Here is a 15,111-nt window from a genome sequence, read left to right as displayed (position 1 = left end):
TTGTTACCGAATCAGTATACCATAAGAAAAAGATGAGTACAACAAGCCTTATTGTGCAAATAACTTCAACCAACGCTCTGCTTCTTGCCGGTCTTTTTCAATCTGCTGAATTAACGCCTCCACGCTCGGAAACTTTTTCTCTTCGCGCAAGAAATGATAAAACTCCACTTTGCATTTCTTGCCGTAATAGTTGCCGGATTGCCCGAGCAGGTGCACTTCCAACCTTTCACTCGGTTGATCGCTTTTAAAAGTGGGACGCACTCCGATATTCATGATGCCATAGGAAGAAACCTCATCAATGGTTGCTTTGACCACATAGACGCCTCGGGCGGGAACAAAATACGGAGCCTTCAGGTCCAGATTGGCTGTGGGAAACCCCATCAACCGCCCCCGCTGATCTCCCCGGACCACCTCTCCTTGCAGCGAATACGGGCGCCCCAGGATGTCCCGGGCGGTTTTGACATCCCCTTCGGCCAACGCCCGCCGCAACCTGGTGCTGCTGATCACTCCCTGATCCTGTTGGATCAAAGAGACGATTTCGGTGACGAAATGCCCTTTTCCCAATTCGGTCAGGTCTTCTGCTTTCCCCTCCGCTTTGTGTCCAAACGTAAAATTGTACCCTGTCACCACGCCTTTGACACCAAGCGGCAATAATATGTCGGTGACAAATTCTTCTTTTGACAAAGAAGCGAAATTCCGGTCAAACCGGACAACATAAACTTTCCTGACCCCCAAACGGGCAAACTGCTCCAACTTGTCGGGATACGGGGTCAGATAACGGTGAATCGCCTCTTGCCCCAACACTTCCCGTGGATGCGGATCAAAAGTCATGACCGCCGGAACCGCCTTCAGTTCCCAGGCCAAATCCATCGCCTTTCGGATCACGGCTTGATGCCCCAAATGGACACCGTCAAAAAAACCAATCGCCAGTGCAATCGGTTCCTGATCGGTTGGTTGATCGATCATCGGATAGGTTAAATGTATCGTTTCCATCTACTCCACATCCCGAAATACTTTTTCTGGTTTCGCCAAGCCCTTTTCAATCACCCGGTATACAGCGCAAAAAACACCGGTGTCCGTATACACACGAACCAGTTGATTCTCATTGAACAATTGATCATCAACAGGAATCTCTATTTTCCAACCATCATAAACTTTTTGAAGATCTTCATGATTCACCATCATGCCGGGCATGAACGAAATCCCCTCATCCAACCGGGTGACATGATTTTCCCAAGCATCTTGCTCCCCGATTTGCTTCAACTCATCCAACGTGTAACAATCTTCCAGGTGAAACGGGCCACTTTGCACCCGCACCAGAGAAGCCATATGCGCCGGATACCCCAAAGCTTTTCCGATGTCCACACACAAGGTGCGGATATAAGTCCCTTTGGAACAAAGAACTTCAAAATGAATTTCCGGATATTCCCCCGGCGTCATCCCCGTCCATTTTAATTCATAAATGTGGACCTTCCTTTTCGGCCGGTCGATCTCCTTTCCTTCGCGGGCCCACTCATATAAACGGCGTCCGTTCACTTTCACGGCCGAATACATGGGTGGAACCTGCGTAATCTCCCCGACAAACCGGGAGAAAACCTCCTCCACTTGTGCCGGCTCCACCGGTTCCACCCGTTCGGCCTCTGCAATGACGGCGCCGGTCTGATCTTCCGTTTCGGTGGCAATCCCCAATTTCAAGGTTCCTTGATAACGCTTGGGGCGGTCCTGCAAATATTCCACCAACCGGGTGGCTTGTCCCAGACAAACAGGCAGCACGCCTTCCACTTCCGGATCCAGCGTGCCTGTATGACCAGCCTTTTTTTGCTTTGTCAAGCGGCGGACGATGGCGACAATATCATGGGATGTATAGTTTTTTGGTTTAAAAACGGGCAAAATCCCATGGCACCCCATTTAAACTTCACACCCCTGCTTCAACCTGGACTGAACTGCTTTGAAAACGCGCTCGTGAACTTCGCGGAGTGTCCCGGGCATGCTGCATCCCGCCGCACGGGCATGGCCGCCTCCGCCAAATTCCTTGGCCACCCGGCCCACATCAACCTGTTCTCTGGAACGGAAACTGACTTTGATGGTTCCGTCATCCTCTTCCCGGTACAAAATGCCGACATCCACCCCGTAAATATTTCGCGCATAATTGACGATGCCATCCAAAGCTTCGTACGAATTCGCCGCTTTTTCCATTTCCTCTTTGCTTAAAAACATCCATGCAATGAGTCCGTCGTCTGATTTCTGCAAGGTGGACAAAGCCCCTTGCAGCAATTTTAACTGCTCCATGGTTACGGTTTCCAAAGCCCGGTCGGCAATCTTATGCGCTTCGATGCCGGTCTCCACCAACTTGGCGGCTTGTCTCAACACTTTCGGGGAAGTATTGGAATAGCGGAATCCCCCCGTGTCGGTCAACAAACCGGTGTAAAGGCATGCCGCCAGTGGTTCGCAAATGGGGAAGTTGTTTTCTTCCGCCCAATCAAAAATAATTTCCACGGTTGCCGCCGCTTCCGGAACCACAATGTTGATATCCCCAAACCGGTCATTGGTCGCATGATGGTCCAGGTTGACGATCACCGCATCATCCCGGATCAGGAAACGGCAGGCGCCCATCCGCTCTTTGTCGGCGCAATCCAAAGCAATCACATATTGGAAGGAGCCGGAAACCTGTTCCGCCGGCTGAATCTCTTCCACTCCGGGCAGAAAAGAAAATTTCCGGGGAACCGGGTCTTCGTTGACCATCGTCACTTGCTTGCCGGATTGTTTTAACATATATCCCATCGCCAAAGTGGAACTGATCGCATCCCCATCCGGGTGAAGATGAGATACCACCAAAATCCGGTCGGCCTTTTCCAAAAAAGCAAGCAGCTCATCAAAACGGCTCATTGTTTCTCATTCTCCCGTGCATGAACATCCCGCAGCAGACGTTCAATGTTTTCACTGTAATCAAGGGATTGATCAATCGAAAAAATGAGTTCGGGAACATGACGCAACGAAACACGATGCCCGATTTCAGAACGAAGGTAACCTTTGGCTTTTTCCAGTCCGGTCAAAGTTTCTTGTTTTTGCTCCTTGCTTCCCATCACGCTGATGTAAACTTTGGCAATTTGCAGATCTCCGCTCATTTCGACACCAGTCACCGTCACAAATCCGATACGGGGATCTTTTAACTCTTGCTGGATAAGTTGGCTTAATTCCTTTTTGATCTGTTCACCCACACGACTGTTACGTATCCGTGCCACGGATCAAACCTCCTCGTCAACCTAAAATGTGATATCTGCCGCAATGATCTCCAAACCATCCGTTTGTTCAAGCAGCCGAAGGGCTTGTTCCAGTTCTTTTTCCACCACCATCCGGTTGCTTCCGACCCCCACGACTGCAAGCGAAACAAACTGACGATCGTCTTGATCCGCCACTTCTGCAATGGAAAGGTTAAACCGGTTCCTGATTTTTGCCTGGACGCTTTGAATCACCCTGCGTTTGTCTTTGAGGGAGAAAGAGGCGATCACCCGCCCCTTAAACTCCAGTACACCGATGTGCACGTTACTTCCGCTCCACTTCCTGGATGGTGTAAACTTCGATTTGGTCTCCTTCTTTGATGTCATTATAGTTTTGCAAGGTAATCCCGCATTCATACCCTTGTGCCACTTCTTTGGCATCATCTTTGTAACGTTTCAGCGTGTCAATTTCACCTTCATGGATCACGACACCGTCACGAATCACCCGGGCTTTTCCGTCACGAACCACTTTCCCTTCGATGACATAACAACCGGCAATGGTTCCGATCCGGGAGACTTTAAAGATTTGGCGAACTTCTGCAATGCCTGCCATGACCTCTTCATATTCGGGATCCAAAAGACCTTTCATGGCCGCTTCGATTTCCTCAATCGCTTTATAAATGACCCGGTGTAAGCGGATGTCCACTTTCTCCTGTTTGGCCATCTCCCGGGCATTGGGTTCGGGACGGACATTAAACCCGATCACAATGGCATTTGAGGCAGAAGCCAAAATGATGTCCGATTCCGTGATGGCTCCGACAGCCGCATGGATGATTTTTACGCGTGCGCCTTCGACATCAATTTTTTCAAGCGAGTGTTTCATGGCTTCTGCAGAACCATGGACGTCTGCTTTAATAATAACATTTAATTCTTTGACTTCGCCTTCTTTAATTTGTTTGAACAAATCATCCAGCGATACACGGGAATGGGCTCCGCGTTCTTGTTCTTTTTGTTTCGTCTGGCGTTTCTCGGCGATGGAACGCGCTTTTTTCTCATCCTCAAACACCATGAACGCATCGCCGGCATTCGGCACATCAGAAAGCCCCAGAATTTCGACCGGTGTCGATGGCGGTGCCGTTTTGACACGACGCCCTTGATCGTTGATCATGGCACGAATTTTACCAAAGTAATTTCCGGCCACCACCGGATCTCCGACATGCAGCGTACCGTTTTGCACCAGCACGGTGGCAACAGCTCCGCGGCCTTTGTCCAGTTCCGCCTCAATGACCACCCCGCGGGCGCGTTTATCCGGATTGGCTTTCAGTTCCTGAACTTCGGCCACCAACAGAATCATTTCCAGCAATTCGTCAATGCCGTCTCCTGTCAAGGCCGATACCGGGACAAAAATGGTGTCCCCGCCCCATTCTTCCGGAACCAATCCGTATTCGGTCAATTGTTGTTTCACCCGGTCCGGATTTGCCTCGGGTTTATCCATCTTGTTGACGGCAACAATAATCGGGACATCGGCTGCTTTGGCATGGTTGATGGCTTCGACCGTTTGCGGCATGACGCCGTCATCGGCGGCGACCACCAAAATCGTGATATCCGTCACTTGGGCTCCCCGCGCACGCATGGTGGTGAATGCAGCATGCCCCGGCGTATCCAAAAAGGTGATTTTTTTGTCATTGGCTTCGATCTGATAAGCACCGATGTGTTGTGTGATTCCTCCGGCTTCTTCTTCCGTGATTTTACTTTGGCGGATTTTGTCAAGCAGCGTGGTTTTTCCATGGTCCACGTGTCCCATGATCGTAACCACCGGCGGGCGTTCAACCAAATCCTCCGGTGCGTCCGTTTCTTCGATCTCTTCAAAGTTGCTTTCATCCACTTCTTCTTTGACATGGATGGTAACGTCAAATTCTTCTGCCAAGATGGTCATCGTTTCCACATCAATTTCCTGATTGATGGTGGCCATGATTCCAAGCGTGATCAGCTTTTTAATGACAGCGGAAGATTCCCTGCGCAACAGCTTGGCAAAATCCCCAACGGTCATGGGACCGGAAACGGTGATTTCCTTTGGCAGTACCGGAGCTTGTTTTTCTTTGGCCTCTTTCTTTTTCTCGCCTTTTTGACGGCCTTTTCCTTTCCGGTTCACATTGTCCCGGCGGGCGCCGTCTTTTCCTTTCTGGAAGGCCTTTCCTTTCTTTCCTTTGCGTTGGCGCTTATCCTGCTGGCTTGTCTCATGGTTTGCTTTCCGCTCTTCCTGCCCGCGGGCGCCCCTGTTGCGGTTTGATCCGGAAGAGGCACGCTTTTTGTTGTGAGCGGAAGATTCTTGTTTATTCCGATGATTTCCGTTGGACGTCGCTTTCTTGTTTTCTTCGCTTTTCGGACGATCTTGTATTTTTGCAGATTTTTCTTGTTGATTTAAACGTTGATCCAATTTTTGTATCATTCCTTCATCCAACACACTCATATGGTTATTCACTTGAATGCCTAAGTCTTTCAGACTGTGCAATATTTCTTTACTACTCTTATTCACTTTTTTCGCGTATTCATATACACGCATTTTCGCCAAATCCATTCACCCCCGTTACTTACTGCCGAGCTTCATGAATGACCGGGCAAACCCCCGGTCCGTGATTGCAATGACCACGCGTGTCTCTTTTCCAATCGCATTTCCCAACTCTTTTCGGGCACCGTATCGCAACAAAGGAACGTTGTAAGAATCACATTTGTCACTGACCTTTTTTTCCGTGTTTTTTTTTGCATCTTCGGCCAGAATCACCAACTGCGCTTTTCCCGAGCGAATTTCCCGGATCACCAATTCTTCTCCGGAAACGACTTTTCCGGCCCTCATCGCAAGCCCCAGCAGTTGCAAAAACTTATTCATTCCCCTGATGCTCTCTTACATAATCACGAAGTTGATCATACAATTCGGTTGGAACTTGCACTTTGAGGGCGCGATCCAATGCTTTCTTTTTTTGTGCCAAATCAATGTATTCCATCTTTGCGCACAAATACGCTCCGCGCCCGGATTTCTTTCCGGTCGGGTCGATGACCAGTTCGTTTTCCGGCGTTCTCACGATCCGGATCAGTTCCTTTTTCGGAAACATTTCTTGTGATGCCACACATTTTCGCATCGGTACCTTTCGCCGTTTCATCTTATGCCAAAAACCCTCCCCTTGGAAGAAATTATTCGGTCCCTTCACTGCCATCGGTATTGAATAAAGCATCTTCATCCGGAATTTCGACTTCATCCAAAATTTCATCTTCAGCTTCTTCTTCCAATTCTTCGGCTTCCGATTCGCTTTTGATGTCAATCTTCCAATTGGTGAGCTTTGCAGCCAGCCGTGCGTTTTGTCCTTCTTTTCCGATCGCCAGAGACAATTGGTGATCGGGAACAATCACCCGGGCCATTTTTTCTTCTTCATAAATGGTGACGGAAATCACTTTGGACGGGCTGAGCGCATTGGCAATCAATTCATCCATGCGGTCAGACCAACGGACGATATCGATTTTTTCACCGCGCAGTTCATTGACCACCGTTTGCACGCGGGATCCGCGGTGACCCACACAGGCTCCGACCGGATCCACATCCGGATTGTGCGAAGCCACGGCAATTTTGGAACGTTGACCCGCTTCACGGGCAATCGATTTAATTTCCACAACGCCATCATAAATTTCGGGAACTTCCAACTCAAACAACCTTTTCAACAGTCCGGGATGGGTGCGGGACAAGAAAATCTGCGGACCTTTCGTCGATTTTTCCACCCGGGTAATGTAAACCTTCACGCGATCCCCGTGGCTGAACCGCTCTCCGGCGATGACTTCATTGTGGGGCAGCAAGGCTTCCACCCGGCCAAGGTCCACGTAATAGTAACGGTTGTCGGCTCTTTGCACAATTCCGGTGACAATGTCTTCTTCCCGGTCAACAAAATCTTCGTAAATGGCTGACCGTTCCGCTTCCCGGATCCGTTGCGTCACCACCTGCTTCGCTGTTTGAGCCGCAATCCGGCCAAAGTCTGCCGGCGTGACTTCGATCTCCACAATATCGTCCAATTGATAATTGGGGTCGATTTCCCGGGCCGCATCCAATGAAATTTCCAAGCGGGAGTCGACGACTTCATCCACGACGGTTTTGCGGGCAAACACACGCACCTGTCCGGTCTGTCTGTTCACATCTACCCGTACGTTTTGTGCAGAATGAAAGTTGCGCTTATATCCAGATATCAATGCAGCTTCAATCGCTTCAATCAAAATATCTTTACTGATCCCTTTTTCTTTTTCTAATTGATCAAGGGCCTCGATGAACTCGGCATTCATCGGCCTAATCCTCCCTTCGCGTTAAAAAACGACGCTTAATCGTGCTTTGGCCACCTTCTCGAGTGGAATCTCAAATGTCTTCTTCTTCTCATGGACCGTAAGGGTGGTACCGTCAAATTGGTGCAAAACCCCTTCAAACACTTTTTGGCCTTCAATGGGTTCGTACGTGGTAATATATACATTTTTACCGACAGCTTTTTGGAAATCCTTCTCCTTGGTCAGCGGCCTTTCCGCACCCGGTGATGACACTTCCAGAATATACGCCCCTGGCACCGGGTCTTCTTCGTCCAGCTTTTCCCCCACTATCTCACTGATCCGGGTGCAATCATCCAAATCAACTCCCCCGTCTTCCCGGTCGATGAAAATGCGCAAAAACCAATTTGGCCCTTCTTTTTTATACTCGATATCGACCAGTTCCAAACCTTCTTTTTCCACAATCGGCCGGGCAAGTTGTTGTACGGCTTCTGTAATTTGTCGGCTCAAAACCAACCCTCCTTATTTGGCTAATTCAAACACCTGCAACAAAACGCAAAGAGTGGGCTTCCACCCACTCTTTGCACTCGCAAGATGTATCTACAATAAGTATAGCCAAAGTGATTATAACACAATCACCAAAAAAGAAGCAATTGCCTTTGCCGGCTCCTTTTTCCTTAACGAACCGCTTTTGTCCCTCTTCCCGGGGACCGGGGCAGAAAAAGCCGGTATCCCCGGGATGCATTTTTTATCTCTCAATGGCTGACAAACGGCCCGGTTTCAAACTCCCGGTCCCGTGGAACGGAAAACAAGGGGTTGGTTTCTTCAAAAAAGCGGGATTGGTCTTCGGGGGCAACATAGCCCAACTCAATGCCCGTTGCTTTGGCAATAAAAGGATCCATGGTACATAAATCCGATTTGGTCAAATCGGCAACAGCCGTTTTTCCAAGCGATATCAAAACGAGCTCCATTTCCCGCACGCAAGCATTCAAATAACGGACCAGACTCATGGCCGCCTGGTCCACATCCAATTGGTCGGTCATTTTCCCCGAATAAACCAACAAGCTGGTGGGAGGTTCAAAGGGTACGGATTTGACCATTTGTTCGCTGGCCAAGGCCATCAAGGCCGCCGTTCCGATATACACACAATCGGCTCCCAAGGCGATGGCTTTCAGCATTCGTCCGGGAGTGACCAATCCTCCTGTGGCAATCAGTTGAATATCCTGTTTCACCTTTTTTCGGGCAAGAAATTCGGATGCTCTTGTAATGGCAAAGAGGGTGGGCAATCCGACATCATCCTGCAAAGTGGGTGCACCCCCGTGCGTTCCGCCTTCGGCTCCGTCAACGGTGACAAAATCCACTCCGGCTTCCACGGCGATTTGCAACTCTTTTTCAAGATGATGCGTCGCAGCAATTTTCAGTCCCACCGGCACCCCGGTTTCCTCTTTCAGTCTGCGGACCAGTTGGACAAACTCTTCCTTGCCATTGACCCCGGGCAGCCGAGAATGGATCACCGCATCTTCCCCGGGTTGCAACTCATAAACTTCCCTGAAGTCCTCGCCGATGTTATGGGCGGCCGTCCGCTGCGAAGCGGATCCTTGGGCCCCCTGCCCCAGTTGAATCTCGATCGCATCCAAGGCTTTGTACTTTTTCGGATCGTTCATCCATCCGCCCCGGTTATACTGTCCGATAAACAAACCGGCCGCTTCCCTTTCCTCTTTCATGAGCCCCGCTTCCCCCGAATTGGTCGCAGTCCCCACCTTGGTGGCAGCTTTGGCGAGGGCAATTTTGGTTTTTTTGCTTAATGCACCGCCGAAGGACATGCCTGCAATCATGATCGGAATGGAAATCGTCAATGGTTTTTTGGCCCGCTGTCCAATCGTGACCGAAGTGTTGATTCCGACGTTTTCCGGAGTGGGAAAGCGGAACAGGTGAACCGGATTGAACAAGATTTTTTCCCACGGGGACATAGGAACAGGGGTTCCCAAGGGTCGGGAGATGGGTGTGCCCTGATTGGCCCTCATGGTGATTTCCATGAGGTTGGTCACCCCCACCTTTTTCGAGGCCGGCACCATTTCAAACAAATTCTCGGTATATTGGTCCCGGATCATCCTGGTCAACGCTTGATCGACAGACCGGTCAATGGCGGACCGGATCATCCTTTCAATGAACTTCAGCACGATGGACACGCTCCTTGGCTTCACCCTGCCCCAACGAATTTTGAAGTTCTTCAATTTTTTGCGCCATCGACAAGCACATTTGCTTGACCGTTCCCAACTGACGGGCGGCATTCTGTTCTTCGACCGCAATATCCACCAATTTGCGATGATCGAAATTCGTCAGCTTCCGGTAATGGTCCTGTTCAATTGTGGCCAATGTACCCGCCATCGTTTCAATGCGGTTCAGCTCGGAATGAATGTAGGAAAGAACGTTTTCCATGTTTTCAACATTTTGCATAATCCTTACACCTTCCTGAAATTGAAATGGATTTGGTGATAGTATGCGATCATCCTTCTCTGATTACTCACATCTCCATCCGGGAAAAATTAGGAGGAACCCGGTGCCGGCTTCTTTCCAAAAAAAAGGGCCGTGTCCCATACGGCCCCGTTGGTTTTTTTCATTTTTCCCGCACGATCATGAAGAAGGTTTCCGGTTGATTTTAATTCTCTTCGGTTCTTTTTCCGGATCCTTCGGAATCGTGATTATGAGAAGCCCGTTTTCATAATCGGCTGTGATATGATCCAAGTTGGCATCCTGCGGAAGGGTGACGGTCCGGTAAAACGAACCATAACTCCTCTCTTCAATATACATGTGCTCTCCTTCTTTTTTCGATTCTTGTTTCCGTTCCCCTTTGATCGTTAATTGTCCGCCGTGCACCTCTATTTCAACATCTTCATCCCTGAGGCCGGGCATTTCCGCCTCGATGACATACTGGTTCCCTTCCTCTTTCATGTTGATGGCGGGCATTTTTGGCATCGACTCATTCCAGATCGGATTTTCAAAAAAACGTTCAAATGTGCGGTTGATTTCCGAATGGATTTGTGACAAAGGATGTACCGGGTTATGAAGATTTCTCCGGCTTCTGAAACGCTCCAGATTGCTCACTTCTTGTACCCCCCTTTCATGATGATCACCCCAATATTATGCAAATTAATAAAAAAATTATACATAACCCAATAAAAGGAATGGTTTCTGATTTCCCCGGCCGAGTAGTATAATGGAGAATACAGAACTGATTAAGGAGGTATAATCATGACCCAATCCTCATCCAAACTTCCTCTTCGCTCAGAAATTCCGGATGAATATAAATGGCGTCTTGAAGATATTTTTGAAAACGATGAGAAATGGGAAGAAGAATATCAAAACATCAAACAAATGATCCCTGAGATCAGCCGGTTCAAAGGGAAGCTCGGACGGTCTGCTGAGGATTTGTTAAAAGCGCTGAAATTCCAGGATCAATTGCTCTACAAACTTGACAAACTTTATACATATGCGCATATGCGGTTTGATCAGGACACCACCCAATCCTTTTATCAAGCCCTCAATGACCGCGCAAAAAGTTTGTATACGGAAGTTTCCGGAGCCTTGTCCTTCATCACTCCGGAGATCCTTTCCATCCCCGAAGAGAAAATCACGCGTTTTTTGGAAGAAAACGAAGAATTGCAGGTATACAAACACGCTCTGGAAGAGTTGAACAAAAAGCGTCCCTATGTTTTATCGGAAAAAGAAGAAAAACTCCTAGCCCAAGCCGGTGAAGTCCTGGGGGCCTCCGCCAACACCTTCGGCATGCTGAACAATGCAGACATGGAGTTTCCCTCGATCCGGGATGAAAACGGGGAAGAAGTCAAAGTGACACACGGCCGGTACACGAAATTGATGGAAAGCCCGGACCGCCGCGTCAGAAAAGACGCGTTTCATGCCGTATACTCCACATACGACAAATATAAAAACACTTTTGCCAGCACCTTAAGCGGGGCCATCAAGAAAAATAATTTTTATGCAGAAGTCCGCGGCTATGATTCGGCACGGCATGCCGCTTTAAGCCGGAACAGCATACCTGAAACCGTCTATGATCAATTGGTGGATACCGTCAACCAAAATTTGCCCTTGCTGCACCGGTATATGCGCATCCGCAAAAAAGCACTGGGCTTGGAAGAAATGCACATGTACGACATTTACACCCCGTTGGTGGAAGAATCTTCTTTTAAAATTTCCTACCCGGATGCACAAAAAATTGTGCTCGATGCGTTAAGTGTCATGGGCAAGGAATATGTATCCATCCTGAAAGAGGCTTTTGACAATCGGTGGATCGATGTTTATGAGAACAAAGGAAAACGAAGCGGCGCCTATTCTTCAGGAGCTTACGGAACGGCCCCCTACATCCTGATGAACTGGCAGGACAGCATTGACAGCTTGTTCACACTGGTACATGAACTGGGGCACTCCCTCCACAGTTATTACACCAACAGAAACCAACCGTTTGTCTATGGCAACTATTCCATTTTTGTTGCGGAAGTGGCATCGACTTGCAATGAAGCCTTGCTCAATGATTATTTGCTCAAACAAACCGACGACAAACAAAAGCGTCTGTATCTCTTGAACCATTATCTCGACGGGTTCCGGGCAACGGTTTTCCGCCAAACCATGTTTGCCGAATTTGAACATCTCATTCATCAAAAAGCACAGGCAAAAGAAGCGCTGACACCGGAACTGCTCACCTCGTTGTACTATGATTTGAACAAAAAGTATCACGGCAACGACATGATAAGCGATCCGGAAATCGGTTTGGAATGGGCACGCATCCCCCACTTCTATTACAACTATTATGTTTACCAATATGCGACAGGATTCAGTGCCGCGGCGGCATTGTCCGGACAAATTCTGCGCGAAGGAAAACCGGCCGTCTCCCGTTATCTTTCCTTCTTGAAAGCCGGAAGTTCCGACTATCCCATTGAAGTATTGAAAAAAGCCGGCGTCGACATGACTTCACCGGAACCGATTCAGCAAGCCCTGAACGTTTTTGAGGAGAAACTGGATGAATTGGAAAAACTTCTGGCCCAATCTTAATGCCTGCCATAAAAAAAGCGTTTGCCGACCCGGCAAACGCTTTTCTCTTTGTCATGAATCCTTTTTATCAAACAGGGACAGATATTCCCCATAACCTTCTTTTTCCAAATCTTTTTTCGGGATAAACCTTAAAGCCGCCGAGTTGATGCAATAGCGGAGCCCTGTCGGCAGCGGCCCGTCATTAAACACATGCCCCAAATGAGAGTCTCCTTCCCGGCTCCTCACTTCGGTACGGATCATGTTGTGGCTGTAATCTTCCTTTTCCACAATCTGATCTTCGTGAATCGGCTTGGTAAAACTGGGCCAACCGCATCCGGCATCAAATTTGTCCAATGAACTGAAAAGCGGTTCACCCGAAACCACATCCACATAGATTCCTTCTTCTTCATGATCCCAGTATTCATTTTGAAAAGGAGGTTCGGTTCCATTTTCCTGAGTGACGTGATATTGACGCGGGGATAACTTTTTTTTCTGTTCTTCTTGTTCTTTTCTTTCTCTTCTTGCCCTCCTGACCATTTGAAACACCTCATCTTCCAATCATTTTCCCGGCATCTTTTCATTTTAGCATACCCCGTTTCAGGGGGTATCTTCCCTTTTTTGTTTCAAAATGCAACCGTCGCAAACAAAAATCCCCGCAGACCGTGGTCTGCGGGGATTTTTCCAGTATTCCCTGAAAACTAAAGAGTGTGAGACATGACTCTTTGAAACATTTTTGCTCGAAATGAGCTCCTTAGAAAGGAGGTGATCCATCCCCACCTTCCGGTAGGGATACCTTGTTACGACTTCACCCCAATCATCTGCCCCACCTTCGGCGGCTGGCTCCTAAAAGGTTGCCTCACCGACTTCGGGTGTTGCAAACTCTCGTGGTGTGACGGGCGGTGTGTACAAGGCCCGGGAACGTATTCACCGCGGCATGCTGATCCGCGATTACTAGCGATTCCGGCTTCACGCAGGCGAGTTGCAGCCTGCGATCCGAACTGAGACTGGCTTTTTGGGATTGGCTCCCCCTCGCGGGTTCGCTGCCCTTTGTACCAGCCATTGTAGCACGTGTGTAGCCCAGGACATAAGGGGCATGATGATTTGACGTCATCCCCACCTTCCTCCGGCTTTCACCGGCTGTCTCGTTAGAGTGCCCATCCGAAATGCTGGCAACTAACGACAAGGGTTGCGCTCGTTGCGGGACTGAACCCAACATCTCACGACACGAGCTGACGACAACCATGCACCACCTGTCACCGCTGTCCCGAAGGAAACCTCCATCTCTGGAGGGGTCAGCGGGATGTCAAGCCCTGGTAAGGTTCTTCGCGTTGCTTCGAATTAAACCACATGCTCCACCGCTTGTGCGGGCCCCCGTCAATTCCTTTGAGTTTCAGCCTTGCGGCCGTACTCCCCAGGCGGAGTGCTTAATGGGTTACCTTCGGCACTGAGGGGCGTAGCCCCCCAACACCTAGCACTCATCGTTTACGGCGTGGACTACCAGGGTATCTAATCCTGTTTGCTCCCCACGCTTTCGCGCCTCAGCGTCAGTTACAGGCCAGAGAGCCGCCTTCGCCACTGGTGTTCCTCCCGATCTCTACGCATTCCACCGCTACACCGGGAATTCCGCTCCCCTCTCCTGCACTCAAGCTGACCAGTTTCAGGTGCCGCTCTGCGGTTGAGCCGCAGCCTTTCACACCTGACTTAATCAGCCGCCTGCGCGCGCTTTACGCCCAATAATTCCGGATAACGCTCGCCCCCTACGTATTACCGCGGCTGCTGGCACGTAGTTAGCCGGGGCTTTCTCCTTGAGTACCGTCAACCTTCCAGGCTGTTCGCCTGGAAGGAATTCTTCCTCAAGAACAGAGTTTTACAACCCGAAGGCCGTCCTCACTCACGCGGCGTTGCTCCGTCAGGCTTTCGCCCATTGCGGAAAATTCCCTACTGCTGCCTCCCGTAGGAGTCTGGGCCGTGTCTCAGTCCCAGTGTGGCCGATCACCCTCTCAGGTCGGCTACGCATCGTCGCCTTGGTGAGCCGTTACCTCACCAACCAGCTAATGCGCCGCGGGCCCATCCGCAAGTGACAGCCGAAGCCGCCTTTCCCCTTTTCCCCATGCGGGGAAAAGGACTATCCGGTATTAGCCCCGGTTTCCCGGAGTTATCCCGGTCTTGCGGGCAGGTTGCCCACGTGTTACTCACCCGTTCGCCGCTGGATCCTCATCCCGAAGGATGATTCTCCCGCTCGACTTGCATGTATTAGGCACGCCGCCAGCGTTCATCCTGAGCCAGGATCAAACTCTCCAAAAAAGTTTGATGTGAACTCTCAAGAATTAACGAGTCATGTCTTCACTCTTCAGTTTTCAAGGAACACTTCATTTCACTTTGTTTGTGCCGCTCTCTTGCGGCGACAGATACTATCCTAACACCTTGATGGGGTTTTGTCAACAAAAAAATAAAAAAGTTTCCGTTCTAAATAAAACTATTCGAACCCATTGAAATCACGGGCGAAGCAATCTCCTGCTTCGCCCGAAAAGGAAAAAGAAATCCGGAAGCCTCG

The 15,111-nt window shown here is 49.5% G+C and carries 15 protein-coding genes and 1 rRNA gene; 1 reads left to right on the top strand and 15 read right to left on the bottom strand.

Translation table 11 applies throughout. The features are described 5' to 3' along the window. Window positions 1-48: 48 nt before the first annotated feature. The 13 genes from NYE37_RS06995 to NYE37_RS06935 form a co-directional block, all read right to left on the bottom strand. Window positions 49-993 (bottom strand): bifunctional riboflavin kinase/FAD synthetase, encoded by a 945-nt coding sequence (locus tag NYE37_RS06995; protein WP_236533595.1) that lies wholly within the window; start codon window positions 991-993, stop codon window positions 49-51. Beyond that, on the bottom strand, window positions 994-1,908 hold the full coding sequence (gene truB / locus NYE37_RS06990; RefSeq protein WP_037996431.1) for a tRNA pseudouridine(55) synthase TruB: 915 nt from the start codon (window positions 1,906-1,908) through the stop codon (window positions 994-996). Next, a complete protein-coding gene (locus NYE37_RS06985; RefSeq protein ID WP_037996429.1) occupies window positions 1,909-2,886 on the bottom strand; it encodes a DHH family phosphoesterase in 978 nt (325 codons plus the stop codon). Further along, a complete protein-coding gene (gene rbfA / locus NYE37_RS06980) occupies window positions 2,883-3,242 on the bottom strand; it encodes a 30S ribosome-binding factor RbfA (RefSeq protein WP_037996427.1) in 360 nt (119 codons plus the stop codon). The genes NYE37_RS06985 and rbfA overlap by 4 nt, the downstream gene beginning before the upstream one ends. A gap of 21 nt (window positions 3,243-3,263) precedes the next feature. Next, the gene (locus tag NYE37_RS06975; protein WP_049720217.1) at window positions 3,264-3,542 is read right to left on the bottom strand and encodes a DUF503 domain-containing protein; all 279 of its coding nucleotides are present in this window, start codon (window positions 3,540-3,542) and stop codon (window positions 3,264-3,266) included. A gap of 1 nt (window position 3,543) precedes the next feature. Beyond that, window positions 3,544-5,790 (bottom strand): translation initiation factor IF-2, encoded by a 2,247-nt coding sequence (gene infB / locus NYE37_RS06970; RefSeq protein ID WP_121874433.1) that lies wholly within the window; start codon window positions 5,788-5,790, stop codon window positions 3,544-3,546. Between the two features lie 15 nt (window positions 5,791-5,805). Next, complete coding sequence (locus NYE37_RS06965; protein WP_037996425.1) at window positions 5,806-6,105, bottom strand: YlxQ family RNA-binding protein; 300 nt, start codon at window positions 6,103-6,105, stop codon at window positions 5,806-5,808. Then, on the bottom strand, window positions 6,098-6,376 hold the full coding sequence (gene rnpM / locus NYE37_RS06960; protein WP_037996423.1) for an RNase P modulator RnpM: 279 nt from the start codon (window positions 6,374-6,376) through the stop codon (window positions 6,098-6,100). Before rnpM ends, NYE37_RS06965 begins: the two co-directional genes overlap by 8 nt. A gap of 31 nt (window positions 6,377-6,407) precedes the next feature. After that, window positions 6,408-7,538, bottom strand: coding sequence for a transcription termination factor NusA (nusA, locus tag NYE37_RS06955; RefSeq protein ID WP_121874390.1), 1,131 nt, complete (start codon window positions 7,536-7,538; stop codon window positions 6,408-6,410). Between the two features lie 21 nt (window positions 7,539-7,559). Next, window positions 7,560-8,021, bottom strand: coding sequence for a ribosome maturation factor RimP (gene rimP / locus NYE37_RS06950; RefSeq protein WP_049720218.1), 462 nt, complete (start codon window positions 8,019-8,021; stop codon window positions 7,560-7,562). Between the two features lie 245 nt (window positions 8,022-8,266). Then, complete coding sequence (locus NYE37_RS06945; RefSeq protein WP_049720219.1) at window positions 8,267-9,691, bottom strand: FMN-binding glutamate synthase family protein; 1,425 nt, start codon at window positions 9,689-9,691, stop codon at window positions 8,267-8,269. Continuing rightward, window positions 9,675-9,968: a hypothetical protein gene (locus tag NYE37_RS06940; protein WP_037996415.1), complete on the bottom strand. Its 294-nt coding sequence runs from the start codon at window positions 9,966-9,968 to the stop codon at window positions 9,675-9,677. The genes NYE37_RS06945 and NYE37_RS06940 overlap by 17 nt, the downstream gene beginning before the upstream one ends. A 177-nt stretch (window positions 9,969-10,145) precedes the next feature. Beyond that, window positions 10,146-10,616, bottom strand: coding sequence for an Hsp20/alpha crystallin family protein (locus NYE37_RS06935; RefSeq protein ID WP_049720220.1), 471 nt, complete (start codon window positions 10,614-10,616; stop codon window positions 10,146-10,148). Window positions 10,617-10,760: 144 nt separating this feature from the next. On the opposite strand from NYE37_RS06935, the gene pepF reads away from it, so the two are divergent. After that, entirely contained in the window at window positions 10,761-12,578 is a 1,818-nt protein-coding gene (gene pepF / locus NYE37_RS06930; RefSeq protein WP_175413224.1) for an oligoendopeptidase F, read from the top strand. A gap of 51 nt (window positions 12,579-12,629) precedes the next feature. Here the strand turns inward: pepF and msrB are convergent, their stop codons facing one another. Both msrB and NYE37_RS06920 read right to left on the bottom strand, forming a co-directional pair. Further along, on the bottom strand, window positions 12,630-13,094 hold the full coding sequence (msrB, locus tag NYE37_RS06925) for a peptide-methionine (R)-S-oxide reductase MsrB (protein ID WP_138614943.1): 465 nt from the start codon (window positions 13,092-13,094) through the stop codon (window positions 12,630-12,632). A gap of 218 nt (window positions 13,095-13,312) precedes the next feature. Continuing rightward, window positions 13,313-14,861: ribosomal RNA gene (locus NYE37_RS06920) — 16S ribosomal RNA — on the bottom strand. Between the last annotated feature and the right edge of the window lie 250 nt (window positions 14,862-15,111).

Source organism: Thermoactinomyces sp. FSL K6-2592 (assembly GCF_038006465.1).
Lineage (GTDB): Bacteria > Bacillota > Bacilli > Thermoactinomycetales > Thermoactinomycetaceae > Thermoactinomyces > Thermoactinomyces vulgaris.
This window is presented reverse-complemented; position numbering and strand designations above follow the sequence as displayed.